The organism is Pseudomonas sp. GW822-FHT03F08, from assembly GCF_058801265.1.
Genome location: NZ_JBXANC010000004.1, coordinates 208,364 through 225,196 on the forward strand (window position 1 = coordinate 208,364; position 16,833 = coordinate 225,196).

General features: G+C 62.0%; 14 protein-coding genes. 3 read left to right on the forward strand and 11 right to left on the reverse strand.

The window, feature by feature from the left end; genetic code table 11:
• The first annotated feature begins 113 nt into the window (after positions 1-113).
• The gene (locus tag AC1RME_RS11460; protein WP_493091236.1) at positions 114-1,868 is read left to right on the forward strand and encodes a cyclic-di-GMP receptor FimW-related protein; all 1,755 of its coding nucleotides are present in this window, start codon (positions 114-116) and stop codon (positions 1,866-1,868) included.
• Between the two features lie 39 nt (positions 1,869-1,907).
• Here AC1RME_RS11460 and serB read toward each other — a convergent pair whose 3' ends face one another.
• Positions 1,908-3,122 carry a phosphoserine phosphatase SerB gene (serB, locus tag AC1RME_RS11465; protein ID WP_096819833.1) on the reverse strand — a complete coding sequence of 405 codons (1,215 nt, stop codon included), beginning with the start codon at positions 3,120-3,122 and terminating at the stop codon, positions 1,908-1,910.
• A 134-nt stretch (positions 3,123-3,256) separates the two neighbouring features.
• Here serB and AC1RME_RS11470 point away from each other — a divergent pair, with 134 nt between their 5' ends.
• Positions 3,257-4,771, forward strand: a complete 1,515-nt coding sequence (locus AC1RME_RS11470) for an AhpA/YtjB family protein (RefSeq protein WP_096819834.1) — start codon at positions 3,257-3,259, stop codon at positions 4,769-4,771.
• Positions 4,772-5,161: 390 nt separating this feature from the next.
• Here the strand turns inward: AC1RME_RS11470 and AC1RME_RS11475 are convergent, their stop codons facing one another.
• The 9 genes from AC1RME_RS11475 to AC1RME_RS11515 all read right to left on the reverse strand — a co-directional run bounded on the left by AC1RME_RS11475 (position 5,162) and on the right by AC1RME_RS11515 (position 14,551).
• Positions 5,162-5,872: a PqiC family protein gene (locus AC1RME_RS11475; protein WP_096819835.1), complete on the reverse strand. Its 711-nt coding sequence runs from the start codon at positions 5,870-5,872 to the stop codon at positions 5,162-5,164.
• A 231-nt stretch (positions 5,873-6,103) separates the two neighbouring features.
• On the reverse strand, positions 6,104-8,368 hold the full coding sequence (parC, locus tag AC1RME_RS11480) for a DNA topoisomerase IV subunit A (RefSeq protein ID WP_096819836.1): 2,265 nt from the start codon (positions 8,366-8,368) through the stop codon (positions 6,104-6,106).
• A 7-nt stretch (positions 8,369-8,375) separates the two neighbouring features.
• On the reverse strand, positions 8,376-8,900 hold the full coding sequence (locus AC1RME_RS11485) for a retropepsin-like aspartic protease family protein (RefSeq protein ID WP_096819837.1): 525 nt from the start codon (positions 8,898-8,900) through the stop codon (positions 8,376-8,378).
• The gene (locus AC1RME_RS11490; protein WP_096819838.1) at positions 8,897-9,886 is read right to left on the reverse strand and encodes an esterase-like activity of phytase family protein; all 990 of its coding nucleotides are present in this window, start codon (positions 9,884-9,886) and stop codon (positions 8,897-8,899) included. Before AC1RME_RS11490 ends, AC1RME_RS11485 begins: the two co-directional genes overlap by 4 nt.
• Positions 9,886-11,793, reverse strand: a complete 1,908-nt coding sequence (gene parE / locus AC1RME_RS11495; RefSeq protein ID WP_096819839.1) for a DNA topoisomerase IV subunit B — start codon at positions 11,791-11,793, stop codon at positions 9,886-9,888. Before parE ends, AC1RME_RS11490 begins: the two co-directional genes overlap by 1 nt.
• A gap of 50 nt (positions 11,794-11,843) precedes the next feature.
• Positions 11,844-12,452 carry a YqiA/YcfP family alpha/beta fold hydrolase gene (locus AC1RME_RS11500; RefSeq protein WP_085711138.1) on the reverse strand — a complete coding sequence of 203 codons (609 nt, stop codon included), beginning with the start codon at positions 12,450-12,452 and terminating at the stop codon, positions 11,844-11,846.
• A gap of 96 nt (positions 12,453-12,548) precedes the next feature.
• Entirely contained in the window at positions 12,549-13,364 is an 816-nt protein-coding gene (gene cpdA, locus AC1RME_RS11505; protein WP_096819840.1) for a 3',5'-cyclic-AMP phosphodiesterase, read from the reverse strand.
• A 126-nt stretch (positions 13,365-13,490) separates the two neighbouring features.
• Complete coding sequence (locus AC1RME_RS11510; protein ID WP_096819841.1) at positions 13,491-13,943, reverse strand: DUF1249 domain-containing protein; 453 nt, start codon at positions 13,941-13,943, stop codon at positions 13,491-13,493.
• Positions 13,934-14,551 carry an NUDIX domain-containing protein gene (locus tag AC1RME_RS11515; protein ID WP_096819842.1) on the reverse strand — a complete coding sequence of 206 codons (618 nt, stop codon included), beginning with the start codon at positions 14,549-14,551 and terminating at the stop codon, positions 13,934-13,936. Before AC1RME_RS11515 ends, AC1RME_RS11510 begins: the two co-directional genes overlap by 10 nt.
• 228 nt (positions 14,552-14,779) lie before the next feature.
• Here AC1RME_RS11515 and AC1RME_RS11520 point away from each other — a divergent pair, with 228 nt between their 5' ends.
• On the forward strand, positions 14,780-15,526 hold the full coding sequence (locus AC1RME_RS11520) for an RsiV family protein (protein WP_096819843.1): 747 nt from the start codon (positions 14,780-14,782) through the stop codon (positions 15,524-15,526).
• Here the strand turns inward: AC1RME_RS11520 and cytX are convergent.
• Complete coding sequence (gene cytX, locus AC1RME_RS11525; RefSeq protein WP_096819844.1) at positions 15,495-16,787, reverse strand: putative hydroxymethylpyrimidine transporter CytX; 1,293 nt, start codon at positions 16,785-16,787, stop codon at positions 15,495-15,497. The genes AC1RME_RS11520 and cytX overlap by 32 nt on opposite strands.
• Positions 16,788-16,833 lie beyond the last annotated feature (46 nt).

Consider the following 16,833-nt stretch of genomic DNA (forward strand, 5'->3'; position numbering starts at 1 on the left):
TGGCACCAAGCCAGCAGACCAACGGTAAAAAAGCCTGACAAACGTCTGCGAAACAGACCACAACTGCTAGAGTTTTTGGCATCGTCCTATTCGCCGCCGGAGCTGGTCACGGCATGAGTGAGCCTCGATCCCGACCACAACTGAGCGCCCCGACCCCGACTCAGTTGCGCCTGTCGTTCTGTGAAGCGACCCCGCGCGATCTCAAGCGCTGGATCGCCGGCCTGCCGAAAGCCAACATCGGCGAAACCGCGCGCCAGCTTTATCAGGGCCTTGGCGAACTCAATCAATTGCTGACGCCCAGTGACAATCGTCTGCATCTGCTGGAACTGCTGCGGCCCGAGGTGTACTTCGTCTGCCAGCACCTTGAGCGGCACTTTCTGCATCAGGCGATCATGCTCGATGAGCGTTCACGCAAGATCAGCAACCTGTGCCAGGCGCTGCAAAGCCAACTGGCCATCGGTTACAAACAGATCGTTCTGCGGATCGCGCCCAAATACACAAAGGATCGGGCGACTCTGCTGAGCGAGGCGCTGCAACGCGCCACCCATGCGCTGAAAGGGCAACTGGTGCGCGCCACGCAGTTGTACAGCCCGGCGCCGGAACAGCTGTGGTTTGAATTGCACCAATTGTTTCGCTGCGCCTGCGACTTGCAGCTGCAACACCGTCGGGTCCGTGATGACCTGGCCAGCCTCGCCGGGGAACTGAGCGTCGAACAGACCTACATCGCCGCTCTGCTGCTGGGCAGCGCCCGCTGCAATCAACTGCGCCAGAACCCGATCGCTCAACTCGCGCAGGTGCTTGAGCCGTGGAGTGCCTGGCTGAAACTGCACCCCGGCGCCTCGGGTGAAGGGTTATTCGCGATTTCTGCGCAGATCGACGCAGGTCCACGCTATCGCAGCAAATTTCGCAGCGAACAACAGCCGGGACTGCTCGGCTTCGATCCGCAACCGCTGGTCGATGCCATCGAAGCCCACCTCCTGCACCAGGATGCGTCTAAACCACTGCCGGTACCGGCCGGTCTGACCCTCGACACCCTGCAACATCTGCACGCCACCTGGGGCGAAGCCGCCGAGCGCAGCTTCCAGCGCACCGTCGGCCAGGGCAACCTGACCGTATGTGTGGGCATGAGCGCCCTGCACTTCTATCTGGGTGGCGAACGCACCTTCAGCGAACTGCTCAGGCATCCCGGTTCACGCGCCGCAAACTTCAGCCGCGCGGTGGCCCAAGGCGAAAAGGACAGCTGGAGCCAGGCATTCGATGCCGCGCCACAGAGCAAGTCCGACGAGTTTTTGCCTTACGAAGAAATCCGCTACGAACCCTTGGCTGACGACGAAGGCGACGCTGACAGCCCGCCGCATTACCCGACCTATGCGTTGCCGGTCATCAACCACAGCCCCGGCGGCTATTGCCTGGCGTGGCCAAAAGAAGTGCCCGCCGAATTGCAGACCGGGGAGATGGTCGGCATCCAGGACACCACGAATCAGGGCTGGAGCATTGCCGTGGTGCGCTGGATCCGCCAGGTGCGCGGTGCCGGGACACAAATGGGCATCGAACTGGTGGCGCCTCACGCCCAGCCCTGCGGCTTGCAGCTGGTGCGCACGCGGGACGATCACAGCCATTACTTGCGAGGTTTGTTGTTGCCGGAAATCAGCGCCATCGACTTGCCCGCGACACTATTGGCGCCACGACTGCCGTTTCAGGAAGGCAGTAAAGTCATGATCAACACCCAGGGCGAAGAGCACCGCGCCGGGCTGGATCGGCGGGTGGCGAGCACCCACAGTTTCAATCAGTTTGCCTATCGCTCGCTGGAGGCCGCGCAGAATGGCGGGAGCGAGGAGGATTTCGACTCGTTGTGGAAATCCCTTTGAGCCAGGACCGCAGCCGGGAGCTGCGATCCTGTGCCGTTGTCAGAGCTGCCCGTCGCGATCCCGGAAGCCCAGCAGGTACAGCACGCCATCCAGGCCGAGGGTGGAAATCGCCTGTTTCGCCGACTGCTTGACCAGCGGCTTGGCGCGGAACGCCACACCCAGACCGGCAATCGCCAGCATCGGCAGGTCGTTGGCACCGTCGCCCACGGCGATGGTCTGCTCCAGACGCAAACCTTCTTTTTCAGCCAGCTGTTTCAGCAGATCAGCCTTGCGCTGGGCATCGACGATCGGCTCGATCGCCACGCCGGTGCATTTGCCGTCGACCACTTCCAGTTCGTTGGCGAACACGTAGTCGATGCCAAGCTTGGCCTGCAATTGCTTGGCGAAGTAGGTGAAGCCGCCGGACAGGATGGCGGTTTTGTAGCCCAGGCGCTTGAGTTCGGCGAAAAGGGTTTCGGCGCCTTCGGTCAGGCGCAGCGAGGCACCGATCGAATCGAGTACACCGACATCCAGGCCCTTGAGCAGCGCCAGACGCTCTTTGAAGCTGGCGCGGAAGTCCAGCTCACCGGCCATTGCCCGCTCGGTGATTTCCGACACCTGGTCGCCAACGCCGGCCGCCTTGGCCAGTTCATCGATGACTTCGGCTTCGATCAGGGTCGAGTCCATGTCGAACACCGCCAGACGACGGTTGCGACGGAACAGCGAATCTTCCTGGAACGCGATGTCGACGTTCAGCTCCTGGGCCACGCTGAGGAATTCGGCGCGCAGGGCCTGCGGATCGGCAGCTTCGCCGCGCACGGAGAATTCGATGCAACCCTTGCCCTTGTCCGCCGGCGTGTCCAGCGGCATGCGACCCGACAGACGGTCGATATGGTCGATGTTCAGGCCATATTTGGCGGTGATCGAGCTCACGGCCTGCAACTGGCCGGCGGTGACCTTGCGGGTCAGCAGGGTAACGATGTGGCGTTTCTTGCCCTGATTGCCCACCCATTGCTGGTAATCCTCTTCGGACACCGGGGTGAAGCGCACCTGCTGGTCGAGCTCGTAACCCTTGAACAGGATGTCCTTGAGCACCGACTTGCCTTGCTCGGAGTCGGGGATTTCCACGAGGATGCCGAACGACAGCATGTCGTGGATCACCGCCTGACCGATATCGAGGATGTTCACACCACCCTGAGCCAGAACACCGGTAATGGCCGCCGTCAGACCGGGACGGTCGACTCCCGTGATGTTAATCAGGACGATTTCGCGCAACGCGCACCCCCGCAACTGGAAAAAAACCGCATTCTACCCACTTTCAGTGACCATCGGGCACCGCCAGCGCTTTGCCGGTCTAGGGCCTGTCGCTATACTGCGCGTCAACTTCACGGACAAAAGAGCCGAGCTCAGTGAACCGGCCCACGCCAGTTAAAACCGATAACTTCTTTCTGCTGATCTTCCGTGCACTGCGCCACCGCCGTGTACCGATTGCATTGCGCATTGCCAGCCATAACGTGATCCTGGTCGCCCTGGCCCTGGTGATCTATGCCTGCGTGATGGGCTTGCAGTTCAAGCAGGCCATGCACGAGCAGGCCGATGCGCTGGGCGAAAGCCTGACCACGCAGACCGCCACCTCCGCGACCGAGCTGCTGGTGTCCAACGACATCCTCAGCCTCAACGTGCTGCTCAACAACCTGACCAAGAACAAGCTGGTGGCCCACGCCGCCATCTACAGCGTGGACAACCGCATCCTCGCCGAGTCCGGTCAGCGGCCCAAGCACAGCCTGCTGGGCGAAGCCGAGGGCATGTACGAGAGCAAGATCACCTTCCAGGACGTGACCGCCGGGCAACTGCGCATCAGCCTGGACATGGATCAGTTCCAGCAGCCGATGACCATCAGCCTGCAAAGCATGGGCATCCTGAGTGCGATCCTGCTGGCACTGTCCCTGGCCCTGAGCCTGCGCCTTGGCCGGCACATCTCCACGCCGCTGCTGCAATTGCGCGTGTGGCTGCGCCGGATCGACGAATACACGCCGGGGATCGAGCGTCAGGACGAGATCGGCGATCTGGCCCGTCAACTGCACGCCAGCTACGCCCCGGAACCAACCATTCCCGAGCCTGAGCCGGAACCCGAGTTCGAGGACGACGACGTCGAGCCGGAATTCGAAGTGCGCAACCTGCGCGATCCGAGCTTTGACGAGAGCCGCCCGATGGCCGCGCAGAAGCCTGCGCCGCGCCATGTGGTCAGCACCGTTGAAGACGACGATGACGAAGACCCGTTTGCCGATCTGCGTGACGAATCGCTGAACGAACCCGCGCAACCTGCCGTTCGCAAGCCAACCCCGAGCGTGCCGCAGCACACCGCGGTGCTGGCAGTGCAACTGGGTTCGCAGGAGCAACTTCGCCGCCTGCCGCGGGCACGTCTGGAAGAGTTGCAGGAGCGCTATCGTGACTGCCTGGAGCAGGCGGCTTCGCTGTATCAGGGTGAAATCGAAACCCTGAACGATGGCAGCACGCTGATGCTGTTCCACACCGAAGACAGCGGCGACGATTACCTGACCAACGCCATCTGCTGCGGCGAGCTGCTGCGAGCGCTGGGCCACCAGTTGCAGATCGAAGTCGCCGACAGCGGCATCACCCTGCAATTGCAGTTGGGCCTGACCCTAGGCGACGAACTGTTCGGCCTGAGCCAGATCGACCTGCTGCTGACCGACTCCGCCCAGGACGCCCTGGCGCTGTCGCAACACAGCCGCAACCTGCTACTGGTGGAGCGCAAGATCGGTGATGACACGCTGATTCGCCAGCGTGCACGAATCCGGCCGATTGCCAGCCCTGAAGGGGCTTGCTGTGTGGAGCGATTGATGGAGCCTTATCCGTCGATGCTTGAGCGGCAGCTGGCGCGGATGCATGAGCGTCGGGCCTGAGGCCTTGATGTGAAGAAGCCCGCAGACGAGTGATTGTCTGCGGGCTTTTTTGTGTGTGGCGTTTTCGTGATCTCGCCAGGCTTTGGAGTCCCCTCACCCTAACCCTCTCCCAAAGGGAGAGGGGACTGATAGGGGGATATTCGGGATCTACACCGACCTGAACATGCTGTGCCGAATCCATAATTGTGAGACCGCTCTGCGCCAAATCCATAATCGCCAAGACTTCGCAGGTCGATGAATGACGCAAGACACCTCGGTCAGTCCCCTCTCCCTCCGGGAGAGGGTTAGGGTGAGGGGAGCTTTTCGAGACAGGCATCAATGCATGTACCACCAACGCCCAGAAACGACAAAGCCCGCACAAGGCGGGCTCTGTCCTGACTCGATCCAGCCTTAGAAGCGAAACACTTCCATATCGGTGCGAATCGGCGAAGCCATCGGAATCTTCGGTTGTTTCTCGGCTTCTGCCGCCGGCGCTGCCGGTTTCGGTGCCGGTTTGCGTGGCGCTTCGGCAACCGGTGGCTGGTTGGCCAACGGCTTGAGCGCTACCGAGAGCTGCTCGGCCAGGCGTTGCAGCAAGAGGCCCTGGGCCTGAACCTGCGAAGCCGTGCCGCCACTGTGCTGCTCTTGCAGATGGACGATGCGGTTGTCACGCACCTGGCCACGACGGTCGATCAGACGCCATTGGGCATCGAGAATCGCCGGCTGCGACACACCGGAATCCAGACGCGTGATGGTCAACAGCACCTGCACATCCGGGGTGAAACCCAGAGTGGCCGGCGCCAATACCACACGCTGGCTGTCCAGATGGCCGGCGACCTGACGCAACAGCAACTGATCGATGTCCGAAGACAGGCTGCCGGCCCAGCGGCCGTCGATCGATGCCTGCAGGCTGCCGTCCGGCTGACGCTGCAACAGGGTTTCACGTTGCAGGTAGTCGGCAACTACCACAGGGCCCAGCAAAACTGCCATGCCCGCGCTTTGCGCAGGCTGAGCCGGACTTCCGCTGTCCAGCTGATACAGCGACACCGGCTGGTGAACGCTGCAACCCGCCAGGCCAAGAACGCCGGCGAGCAGGAAAATAAGGGGGCGCAGAGAAGTCATCATCCCGTCCAGGTGGCCGCCACAAGGCTGACCACAGTGAAAATACTCAAAAAATATGAAGAACGCTCGGCCACGCCGGCGCTTGGAAAGGCCATATCATCCGTGAATATGCGTTCCGACTCCAGCGCCAAAGCGCCGATCTACGGGTTAAATCGAAGATCGGGCGCTCTAGAGAGGCGTTCTCAGTCATTTTTCCCGAAGGAGAAATGAGTGCGAACGCTTCCTGGCCGCTTAATTGAGGTTTTCGACGAGCAGCGCATCCACTCGCTGGAAGCCCCGTGGCAGTTTATTGCCACGGCGACCACGCTCACCCTTGTAGTGTTCGAGGTCGTCGGCTTTCAGCGACAAGGTACGTTTTCCGGCCTGCAGCACCAGCGTGGCGCCTTCCGGAAGAACGGCGATGTCCGTGACATATTCTTCGCGACTGGCCACTCGTTCACCGGAAATGCCGATGATCTTGTTGCCTTTGCCCTTCCCTAATTGTGGCAGATCGCTGATTTTGAAGATCAGCAGGCGACCCTCGGTCGTCACCGAGGCCAGCCAGTTCTGCTCGCGATCGGCCACTGGGCGCGGCGCGATCACCTTGGCATTGTTCGGCAGGCTCAACAGGGCCTTGCCGGCCTTGTTCTTGGCTTGCAGGTCTTCACCCTTGACCACGAAACCGTAGCCGGCGTCAGAGGCGATCACGTACAGCGCATCGTCTTCCGGCATCAGCACGCATTCGAACGTGGCGCCAGGCGGTGGCGTCAGACGGCCGGTCAACGGCTCGCCCTGGCCCCGTGCCGACGGCAAGGTGTGCGCGGCCACCGAATAACTGCGACCGGTGGAGTCGATGACCACGGCTGACTGGTTGGAGCGCCCCGCCGCCGAGGTCTTGAAGCCGTCGCCGGCCTTGTACGACAGGCCGGTGGCGTCGATCTCATGGCCCTTGGCCGAACGAATCCAGCCTTTTTCCGACAGCACAACGGTCACTTTCTCGTTCGGCAGCAGATCGTGCTCGGTCAGCGCCTTGGCTTCCGTGCGCTCGACGATTGGCGACCGACGGTCATCGCCGTAAGTTTCAGCGTCTTTCAACAGCTCGGTGCGCACCAGTTTCTTCAGCTTGGCTTCGCTGCCCAGCAGCGCTTGCAGTTTGGCTTGTTCCTTGAGCAGTTCGTCCTGCTCGTCGCGCAGCTTCATCTCTTCCAGACGCGCCAACTGACGCAGACGGGTATCAAGGATGTAGTCGGCCTGGATTTCGCTGAGGGCAAAACGCTCGATCAGCTTGGCTTTCGGGTGTTCCTCGGTGCGGATGATGTGGATCACTTCATCCAGGTTGAGGTAGGCGATCAGCAAACCGTCCAACAGGTGCAGGCGACGCTCGACCTTGTCGAGGCGGAACTGCAGGCGGCGACGCACGGTCAGCACGCGGAATTCCAGCCACTCAACCAGCAACGCACGCAGGTTTTTCAGCTGCGGCTTGCCGTCCAGACCGATGATGTTGACGTTGACCCGGTAAGTCGACTCCAGCTCGGTGCTGGCGAACAGATGCTGCATCAGCGCTTCGTGATCGACACGGCTGTTGACCGGGATGATCACGATGCGGCACGGGTTTTCGTGGTCGGACTCGTCACGCAGGTCGGCGATCTGCGGCGCTTTCGACGGTTTGGCCTGCATCAGCGCGGCGATCTGTTCCAGCACCTTGGCCCCGGAGACCTGGTGCGGCAGCGCGGTGACGATGATGTCGCCGTCCTCGACGTGGTACACAGCGCGCATGCGCACCGAGCCCTTGCCGGTTTCGTACATTTTCAGCAGGTCGGCACGCGGGGTGATGATTTCCGCTTCGGTCGGGTAGTCCGGGCCCTGAATGTGTTCGCAGAGCTGTTCGACCGTGGCTTTCGGCTCATCGAGCAGACGCACGCACGCCGTGGCGACTTCGCGCAGGTTGTGCGGCGGCACGTCGGTGGCCATGCCCACGGCGATACCGGTGGTGCCGTTGAGCAGGATGTTCGGAAGACGCGCAGGGAGAACCAGCGGTTCCTGAAGGGTGCCGTCGAAGTTAGGGCCCCAGTCTGCGGTGCCCTGGCCCAGTTCGCTGAGCAGCACTTCGGAATAACGCGACAGTCGCGCTTCGGTGTATCGCATGGCGGCGAAGGATTTCGGATCGTCCGGCGCACCCCAGTTACCCTGGCCGTCCACCAGCGTGTAGCGATAGCTGAACGGCTGGGCCATCAGCACCATCGCTTCGTAGCACGCCGAGTCGCCGTGGGGGTGGAACTTGCCGAGCACGTCGCCGACGGTACGCGCCGACTTCTTGTGCTTGGAATCGGCGTCCAGCCCCAGCTCGCTCATGGCGTAGACGATACGCCGCTGTACCGGTTTCAGACCGTCGCCGATATGCGGCAAGGCACGGTCCATGATCACGTACATGGAGTAGTTGAGGTAGGCATTTTCGGTGAAGTCAGCCAGCGACCGGCGTTCTACGCCATCTAAGCTGTCTGCAAGGTTGTCGCTCATGCGGGCCTCATCGGTTCGTTGTCTGGCGCAACAGCATGGTGCCGCCGCGCTGAGTAAATTCAAGTTTGTTCAGGGCGCTCATGCCGAGCAGCACCTGGTCGCCATGCAGCCCCGGCGCCACCAGTGCGCGGACGTCCCGCAGCACGATGTCGCCCAGTTGCAGGCGGTCGATACGGGTGCGATAGCCCTGGCTCAGGCCGTTGGCCGTGCTCAGGGTCACACCGAAACCTTCTTCCAGCTTCAGGCTTTTCGCCACCTCCGCCGGGATTGCCACGTCGGTCGCGCCGGTGTCGAGCATGAACTCCACCGGCCGACCGTTGATCAGGCCGCTGACGACAAAATGCCCCTGTGCGTTGCCGATCAGTTTCACTTCGATATAGCCGTTGCCCTGCTGCGAAGTCACCTCTGCATTGGGATTACGCTGGCGGTCTTCCCACTGGCCGAAAAACCGCGTGGCCAGAAACAGCGCCGCGCACCAGGCCAGAATCATCAGCACACGCCCGGCGCGCTTGCCCGGCGGTTGCTGACTCATGGCTTGGCGCTCCAGCCACCCTCAGGCGCGGCAAAGCGCCAGACGATCGGGCGGACCTCGCCATCGGCGCGAGGACCAAAATTGTTGTCGACGCCGATCCAGGCGCCTTGAGCATCGACGACCAGCGCCTCTTCCAGCCCGAAGTTCTGCGCGTAACGACGATTGCCCTGTAACAGCTCGGCCGCGTACGACCAGCAAAGCTCGACCTTGGCCGTCTGCGGATCACGGCGACAGATCTGGTAGGCGTTGCGCTCAAGGGTAAACAGTTTGCCGTTGAACAATGACAGGTCGGAAAAATCCCGATTGACCGGTCTGGCCTTGGGAAACTGCGGCGGCTGCATTTCCATCCCGCCTTCGCTCAGCAACACGCAGCGACCGTCACAGTCCCACACCGTCTGTTGGCGCTTGATCAGCAACAAACCACGGCTTTGCCGTTCGGCGGCCAGCCACATCTGATCGCCCGCCGGATTGATCGCCAGGCCTTCGAAGATCGCATTGAATTGCAGCAACAGGCCACTGGCCCGCGCTTCGCGCACCATCATCGGCGAAATTTTCAGCCACGACGACGGCCCCTGCGGCGGCACTTGCAGTACGGCTGCATGGCCTTCGCTGACAATGTAGCGATTGCCGGCGCTGTCGCAGGTGATCCCTTCGAAATCCAGGTCACCGCCGCGAACGAACGACGCCGCCCAGGTCCGCGATTTAATGCCCCAAGGCAAACCGCTGTCGGGGACTGGCGGCGGATCGATGCGCACGGCAGTCGCCTGCCAGACGGGATCGCGAGTATCGAGACGGTAGATCTGATCATCATCGCGATCCGACACCGTCCACAGCTCGTTGCCGCACAGGGCCAGCCCCGACAGATTGCCGCCGCGCATGCCTTCGACCGGGTGTTCGGCGAGCACACGCAACTCTTGCACAGGCTCCGCCGACGCCGTCATCGATCCCAGCAGCAACGCACCCGCCAAGGCCCAGCCAAACCGCATCAGGCCAGAACCTCGGCGAGGTTGCCCTTGGATTCGAGCCAGGTCTTGCGGTCGCCGGCGCGTTTCTTCGCCAGCAGCATGTCCATCATTTCCGAGGTCTCGGCGAAGTCCTCCCCGAGGGTCAACTGCACCAGACGCCGGGTGTTCGGGTCCATGGTGGTTTCACGCAGTTGCGGCGGGTTCATTTCACCCAGACCCTTGAATCGGGTGACCTGCGGCTTGCCGCGCTTCTTCTCGGCCACCAGACGGTCGAGGATCCCGTCGCGCTCGGCGTCGTCCAGGGCGTAGAAAATCTCTTTGCCCAGGTCGATACGGTACAGCGGCGGCATCGCGACGTAGACGTGACCGGCATCCACCAGCGGGCGGAAATGCTGGACGAACAAGGCGCACAACAACGTGGCAATGTGCAGACCGTCGGAGTCGGCGTCGGCGAGGATGCAGATCTTGCCGTAACGCAGCTGGCTCATGTCCTCGGCGCCCGGATCGACACCGATGGCCACGGCAATGTTGTGCACTTCCTGGCTGGCCAGCACTTCGCTGCCGTCGACTTCCCAGGTATTCAGGATCTTGCCGCGCAACGGCAGGATCGCCTGGAATTCCTTGTCCCGCGCCTGCTTGGCCGAACCGCCGGCGGAATCACCTTCCACCAGAAACAGTTCGGAGCGCATCGGGTCCTGCCCGGCACAATCGGCCAGTTTGCCCGGCAACGCCGGCCCCTGGGTGATGCGCTTGCGCTCGACTTTCTTGCTGGCTTTCAGGCGACGGCCGGCGTTGCTGATTGCCAGCTCCGCCAACGCCAGACCGGTTTCCGGGTTGGCGTTGAGCCACAGGCTGAACGCGTCCTTGACCACGCCGGAGACAAACGCCGCCGCTTCACGGGAGGACAGACGCTCCTTGGTCTGGCCGGAGAATTGCGGCTCCTGCATCTTCATCGACAGCACGAAGGCGATGCGTTCCCAGACGTCTTCCGGCGCCAGCTTCACGCCGCGCGGCAGCAGGCTGCGGAATTCGCAGAACTCGCGCATCGCGTCGAGCAGACCCTGACGCAGACCGTTGACGTGGGTGCCGCCCTGCTCCGTCGGGATCAGGTTGACGTAGCTTTCGGTGACCGAGGTGCCGCCTTCCGGCAGCCACAGCAGGGCCCATTCGACCGCTTCCTTGGTCCCGGCCAGATTGCCGCAGAACGGCGCGTCCGGCAGACGCTCGAATTCGCTGACCGCGTCTACCAGGTAGGAGCGCAGGCCATCTTCGTAATGCCACTCGACCTTTTCGCCGGTGCCCTTGTCTTCGAAGCTGATCAGCAGACCCGGGCACAGCACGGCCTTGGCCTTGAGCACGTGCTTGAGGCGGCTGATGGAGAATTTTGGCGAATCGAAGTATTTCGGGTCCGGTGCGAAGTACACGCTGGTCCCGGTATTGCGCTTGCCGACGGTGCCGATCACTTGCAGATCGGTGGCCTTGTAGCCGTCGGCGAAGGTCATCTCGTATTCGTTGCCGTCACGCTTGACCCGCACCCGCACCTGGGTCGACAAGGCGTTGACCACGGAAATACCCACCCCGTGCAGACCGCCGGAGAACTGGTAGTTCTTGTTGGAAAACTTGCCGCCCGCATGGAGCTTGGTGAGGATCAGCTCAACGCCCGACACACCCTCTTCCGGGTGGATGTCGACCGGCATGCCGCGACCGTCATCGCAAACTTCCAGCGAGTGGTCGGCGTGGAGGATGACCTGGATCGATTTGGCGTGGCCGGCCAGGGCTTCGTCGACACTGTTGTCGATGACTTCCTGGGCGAGGTGGTTCGGCCGACTGGTGTCGGTGTACATGCCGGGGCGTTTGCGCACCGGGTCGAGGCCCGAGAGGACTTCGATGGCGTCGGCGTTATAGGAGCTAGCGCTGGGAGTGGCCATAAGGTCTCGTCGTCAGTGTTCGGTGAATAAGGAATTAATGGGGCAACCGCTCACAGCGCGGTGAAATCGATTGCCTGAAACAAATCGGCGCCAATGCCGGCAAAACTCAGCAACGCCGGCAATTGCCCGGCAAACCCCTGGAAACTATGGTCGCCGCCGGCCTGGATGCGCAAGGCACAGGCCCGGTAATACTGCTGGGCATGGCGATAGTCCAGCGTTTCGTCCCCGGTCTGCAACCACACCTGATACCGCTGCGAATCCTGCGGTGCCGGCACTTCCAGTTCGGCCAGGGCCGTCACGTGGTCGTGGGTCAATTCCCAGGTTTCGTCGGTGTACAGGTTTTTCTGCGTCCCCAGGTATCCGTCGAACATCCGGTGCGGACTAACGGCCGGGTTGACCAGCAGGGCTTTCAGGCCATGGCGCTCGGCCAGGTGAGTCGCATAGTAGCCGCCGAGCGAGCTTCCCACCAGCAACGGCCGGCCGAGTTCGGCGATTGCCTGCTCCAGCTGACCGATGGCTTCACGCGGGTGGTGATGCAGCGCCGGGACACGCAATTGATCGCTCAAACCCAACCGCTCCATCACCTCGACCAACTGACAGGCCTTCTTCGAGGCCGGTGCGCTGTTGAAACCGTGGATATAGAGGATCGAACCGGACATTTGAGCTCCCTGGGTGTCGGCTAAAGAAAGCGGAGTTTACAGGGAGTCAGGGGGTGTTGGGCCAGCACCCGAGGAAATCAGCGCCGCGCCCCTGAATCAGTAGCCGTTGGAGCCATAATCGACGGTGAACCGGAAATCGGTGACACGCTCCACGCCCGTCTCGATCCGCCCGTCCGGCAACAGCCGCAACCAGCGATAGCCCGGTGACTGCTCGCCGACCTTGAAGTCGACACTGCCCGGCTCGAACTGAATGCAGGTCGACGGCGAGGCGATCAGTCGCACGCCATTGCGCTCACGATCGATCTCTTGATGCACATGCCCCCACAACACGGCACGGGCCTGCGGGAAACGGTCAAGCACGTCGAAAAACGCTTCGGGATTGCGCAAGCCGATCGGCTCCATCCAGGCGCAACCGATCGACACCGGGTGATGGTGGAAACACACCAGATGATGCCGATCCGGCGCTTCGCTCAGCGAACGCGCCAGCAATTGCAGTTGGTCATCCTGCAAATACCCTGGCACCGAGCCCGGCACCGCCGAGTCGAGCAGGGTCACGCGCCAGTTACCGACATCCACCACCGGCTCCAGCAATGCACTTTGTACCGCGGCCATCTGCATGATCTGCGGTTCGTCGTGGTTGCCGGGGATCCAGCGGGCCGGCGCGTCGATCTGCGCCGTCATCTGACGAAATTGCTGGTAGGACTCCAGCGTGCCGTCCTGGGACAGATCACCGCTGGCAACGATCAAGTCGATCTGCGGCTGCTGCTCGAGCACCAGTTCGATGACTTTTTGCAGGCTCTCGCGAGTCTTCATGCCCAGCAGCGCACCGTCCGCCTCGGCGAACAAATGACTGTCGGACAGTTGCACCAGCAACGCCGTATCGGCGGTGGTCAGAGTCGATACGCTCGGCAAGGCGTTCTCCCAAGGCTGGATCGCCGGGTCGGAAAGGTTCGCAATTATGCTGGGGGAAGCCCCCGGGAAGAAACCGCCGAACCGGACGCAGTTCACAACTTGCCGCTGTTATCACAGCTATCGAAGCTATCGAACGGCAGCGTACTCGTGACCGCAGGCCAGACAATGACTCAGCCATTCTCCGAGAAAGAGATTGAGCTGGGCCTTTTCGTCCGGCTGATGCATGGCCGCGTTGGGGTAAGGATAGATGCCGCGAAAGCGTCGTGCATGTTCGGCGCTGATCACTTCGGCCATGCGCGCGTCGTGATAGACCTGCACTTCCAGTTGCGGCACCGGCAGCCAGGGCAGGCTGTGTTCCTGACGCACTTGCAGGGTCGTGGTGTACGGACAGGCCTGCAACACTTCGATGGCCAGCACGCCGAGCATCTGGTCACCCTGGGTCACGGCGATGCGCCGCGCTTCAGGTTCGCGGCGCATGTCCGGCAACAGTCGCATCAGGCGCGCGTAGTTGGCCTCGCAGGCGGCTTGCAGGCCCACGAGGTCGACACGATAGCGATCGCGCAGTTTGTTTACGACCATAGCCCCCTCACTTCGGCGCGATTGAGCGCCAGCCACTGCAAGGCGATGATGCTCGCCGCATTGGCAATCCGTCCGTCGCGTACAGCCTGCAGGGCATCTTCGAAGGCCCAGACCGTGACGCGGATATCTTCTGCCTCTTCCTCCAGCCCGTGCAGGCCGCCAACGCCTTCGGTGCTGCAACGCCCCAAGTACAAATGCACGAACTCGTTGCTGCCCCCCGGCGACGGGAAATATTGCATCATCGGCCACAGGGCCTTGATGTCCAGTCCAGCTTCCTCCTGCGCTTCGCGGCGAGCAACTTCTTCCGGCACTTCTTCCTTGTCGATCAGACCGGCGACCAGCTCCACCAGCCAGGGATTGGTGGTCTTGCCCATGGCGCCGACGCGAAACTGCTCGATCAGCACCACTTCATCGCGCTGCGGATCGTAGGGCAGCAGGCACACCGCGTCGTGTCGCACGAACACTTCACGATTGATCTCGCGGCTCATGCCACCGGCGAACAATTCATGGCGCAAATGCACGCGATCGAGCTTGTAGAAGCCCTTGTAGCATTGCTCGCGTCGCACGATGTCGATGGCGGACGGAATGGCTTTGGCAAAATCGGTCATGAGCATCCTCGTTTACTGCAAATCCTATACGAGGTTCATTTTTGCTACCTGCAACCTCGACTTCGCGCCATCCTAACGCGCCCGTGACGTTTGATGCAGCCCCTTTACCGTCAGCGGGATGGACGGTGGAGGTGAAACCCACTCTAATTAGCTTAGTGGCGAACTGACTGCTTCGTAGAGAGTCGAAGCGGTAACTTTTTGCCTTCCCCTGTTTCAGAAAGGACGCCCATGTCGCTTTTCAAAATTGCCTCCGTGGCCGCCATCGCCCTGACCCTGGGCGCTTGCGCCAGCCTGTTCCAGCCCAACTACCGGACGCCGCTGGAAACCACCCGCGACGCCTCGGAAACGCTGAAACCCGGTTGCTCCAACCCTGACTGCCCACTGGTGAACATCGACACTCTGCACTTCCCGGCAGAGCCTGCACTGGATGGCATCATCGAAAAACGCCTGCTGCAATTCACCCGCACAGCGCCGGATGCACCGGTGGCGCCAACCCTGGCCGCCTATCGCGAGCAGTTCCTGCGCACTGCCGGCCCGCGCAACAGCAGCTATTTGCAGGCGAAAGTACGCGAGCAGCATGACGGTCTGGTGATTGTCGAAGTGTCGAGCTACCTGGATACCGGCGGCGCCCATGGCACACCGGGTCGCGGCTTCATCAACTATTCGCGCCAGCAGCACAAGGTGCTGAGCCTGTCGGACATGTTGGTGCCGGGTCAGGAAGAGGCCTTCTGGAAGGCTGCGCAAGTCGCGCATAACAGCTGGCTGATCAGCACCAAGCTCGATCAGGAACCGGAATATGTGAAGAACTGGCCGTTCGTCAAAACCCCGCACGTGGCGCTGACTTACGGCGGCGTGATCCTCAAGTACGACGTGACCACCATCGCGCCTTATGCGCTGGGCCACGTCGAACTGAAGATCCCTTACCCGCGCCTGAACGGCATCATCAAGCCCGAGCTGTTTCCCGGCCGTAACTGAAAGCCCGACCGAGCACGAGCTGCAGCAGCCCTGCCAGGACCAGCGCCGGCAGGGTTGCGCCGACATCCGGATACAGATTGGCCAGCAGGTGATAGGTGCTGATGCCACCCAGCCAGGCCAACAACGCCGGCCAGCGCAATGCGGCCGAAGCCACCTGGCCACTGCGTTTGCGCAGGATGAAGTGATCCACCAGCACCACGCCGAACAGCGGCGCGAACACCGAGCCGATCAACAGCAGGAAGTTCTGGTATTGCGCCAGTGGCGCGAGCAAGGCGATCAGGGTGCAGATCACGCCGATGGCCAGCGCCAGATGCTCGACTTTCAGACGCAACAGAATCCCGCTGGAAACCGCTGCCGAGTGAATGTCGGCAAAGGCGTTTTCCGACTCGTCCAACAGGATCAGCAGCAACGGAATCCCCAGACCGGCACCGGCCAGCGCCAGCAGCAACGCGTTGACTTCACCGCTTGGCGCAAAGGCCAGGGTGTAGGCGACGCCCAGGCTCATCAGCCAGAAGTTGCCGATGAAGAAACCGATCGCCGTACCACCGAACACGTTTTTCGCCTTCTTGCCGAAACGCGAGTAGTCGGCAATCAGCGGCAGCCATGACAGCGGCATCGCGATGGCAATGTCGAAGCCCACGGCGAACGGCATCGAACCATCCCCGGCCTGTGCCCACAAGGCGCCCAGATCGGCCTTGGCGAACAGGTTCCAGGTCAGCCAGATGCACGCGGCCAGAATCAGCCAGATACCCCATTTGCGCAGGATCTTGCGCACGAATGTCAGCGGACCGCTGACGGCGAGCAGCGTCGCCAGTGCACCGAAGCACAAGGTCCACAACATCGGGCTGGCCCACAGCGAACCTTCGCTGAATGCACGGGTGCCGAGCAGGCTGGCGGCGTCGCGCATGACGATGATTTCGAACGAGCCCCAACCGATCAGTTGCAGCAGATTGAGCAGCGCCGGCAGGCTCGCGCCCTGGCGGCCGAGGCTGAGTTTCAGCGCGGCCATCGACGACAGGCCGGTGTCGCTGCCGATCACGCCAACGGCGGCCAGCAACAGGACGCCGACCAGCGTGCCGAGGAAGATCGCCAGCAGCGATCCCGACAGTCCCAGCCCCGGCGCCAGCAGCGCACCGGTCTGCAATACCATCAGGCCGATGCCGAGGGAAAACCACAGGGAAAACAGATCGCGACCGCCGAATACCCGCTTGTCGGCGGGCACCGCGAGGTCGGGGGAATAAGTACCGGGTTGAATGCTCAAGGGTGTTATCTCAGAGGGACATTTGTTGTTTTTTTGATCGTCATCG

Excerpts from the sequence above, each read along its gene's own strand:
- AC1RME_RS11510 (WP_096819841.1), bottom strand. The coding sequence starts at position 13,943 with ATGGTCGTAAACAAACTGCGCGATCGCTATCGTGTCGACCTCGTGGGC.
- AC1RME_RS11490 (WP_096819838.1), bottom strand. The coding sequence starts at position 9,886 with ATGCGGTTTGGCTGGGCCTTGGCGGGTGCGTTGCTGCTGGGATCGATG.
- AC1RME_RS11460 (WP_493091236.1), top strand. The coding sequence starts at position 114 with ATGAGTGAGCCTCGATCCCGACCACAACTGAGCGCCCCGACCCCGACT.
- parC (WP_096819836.1), bottom strand. The coding sequence starts at position 8,368 with ATGAGCGACAACCTTGCAGACAGCTTAGATGGCGTAGAACGCCGGTCG.
- AC1RME_RS11485 (WP_096819837.1), bottom strand. The coding sequence starts at position 8,900 with ATGAGTCAGCAACCGCCGGGCAAGCGCGCCGGGCGTGTGCTGATGATT.
- AC1RME_RS11520 (WP_096819843.1), top strand. The coding sequence starts at position 14,780 with ATGTCGCTTTTCAAAATTGCCTCCGTGGCCGCCATCGCCCTGACCCTG.
- AC1RME_RS11475 (WP_096819835.1), bottom strand. The coding sequence starts at position 5,872 with ATGACTTCTCTGCGCCCCCTTATTTTCCTGCTCGCCGGCGTTCTTGGC.
- AC1RME_RS11515 (WP_096819842.1), bottom strand. The coding sequence starts at position 14,551 with ATGACCGATTTTGCCAAAGCCATTCCGTCCGCCATCGACATCGTGCGA.
- AC1RME_RS11500 (WP_085711138.1), bottom strand. The coding sequence starts at position 12,452 with ATGTCCGGTTCGATCCTCTATATCCACGGTTTCAACAGCGCACCGGCC.
- parE (WP_096819839.1), bottom strand. The coding sequence starts at position 11,793 with ATGGCCACTCCCAGCGCTAGCTCCTATAACGCCGACGCCATCGAAGTC.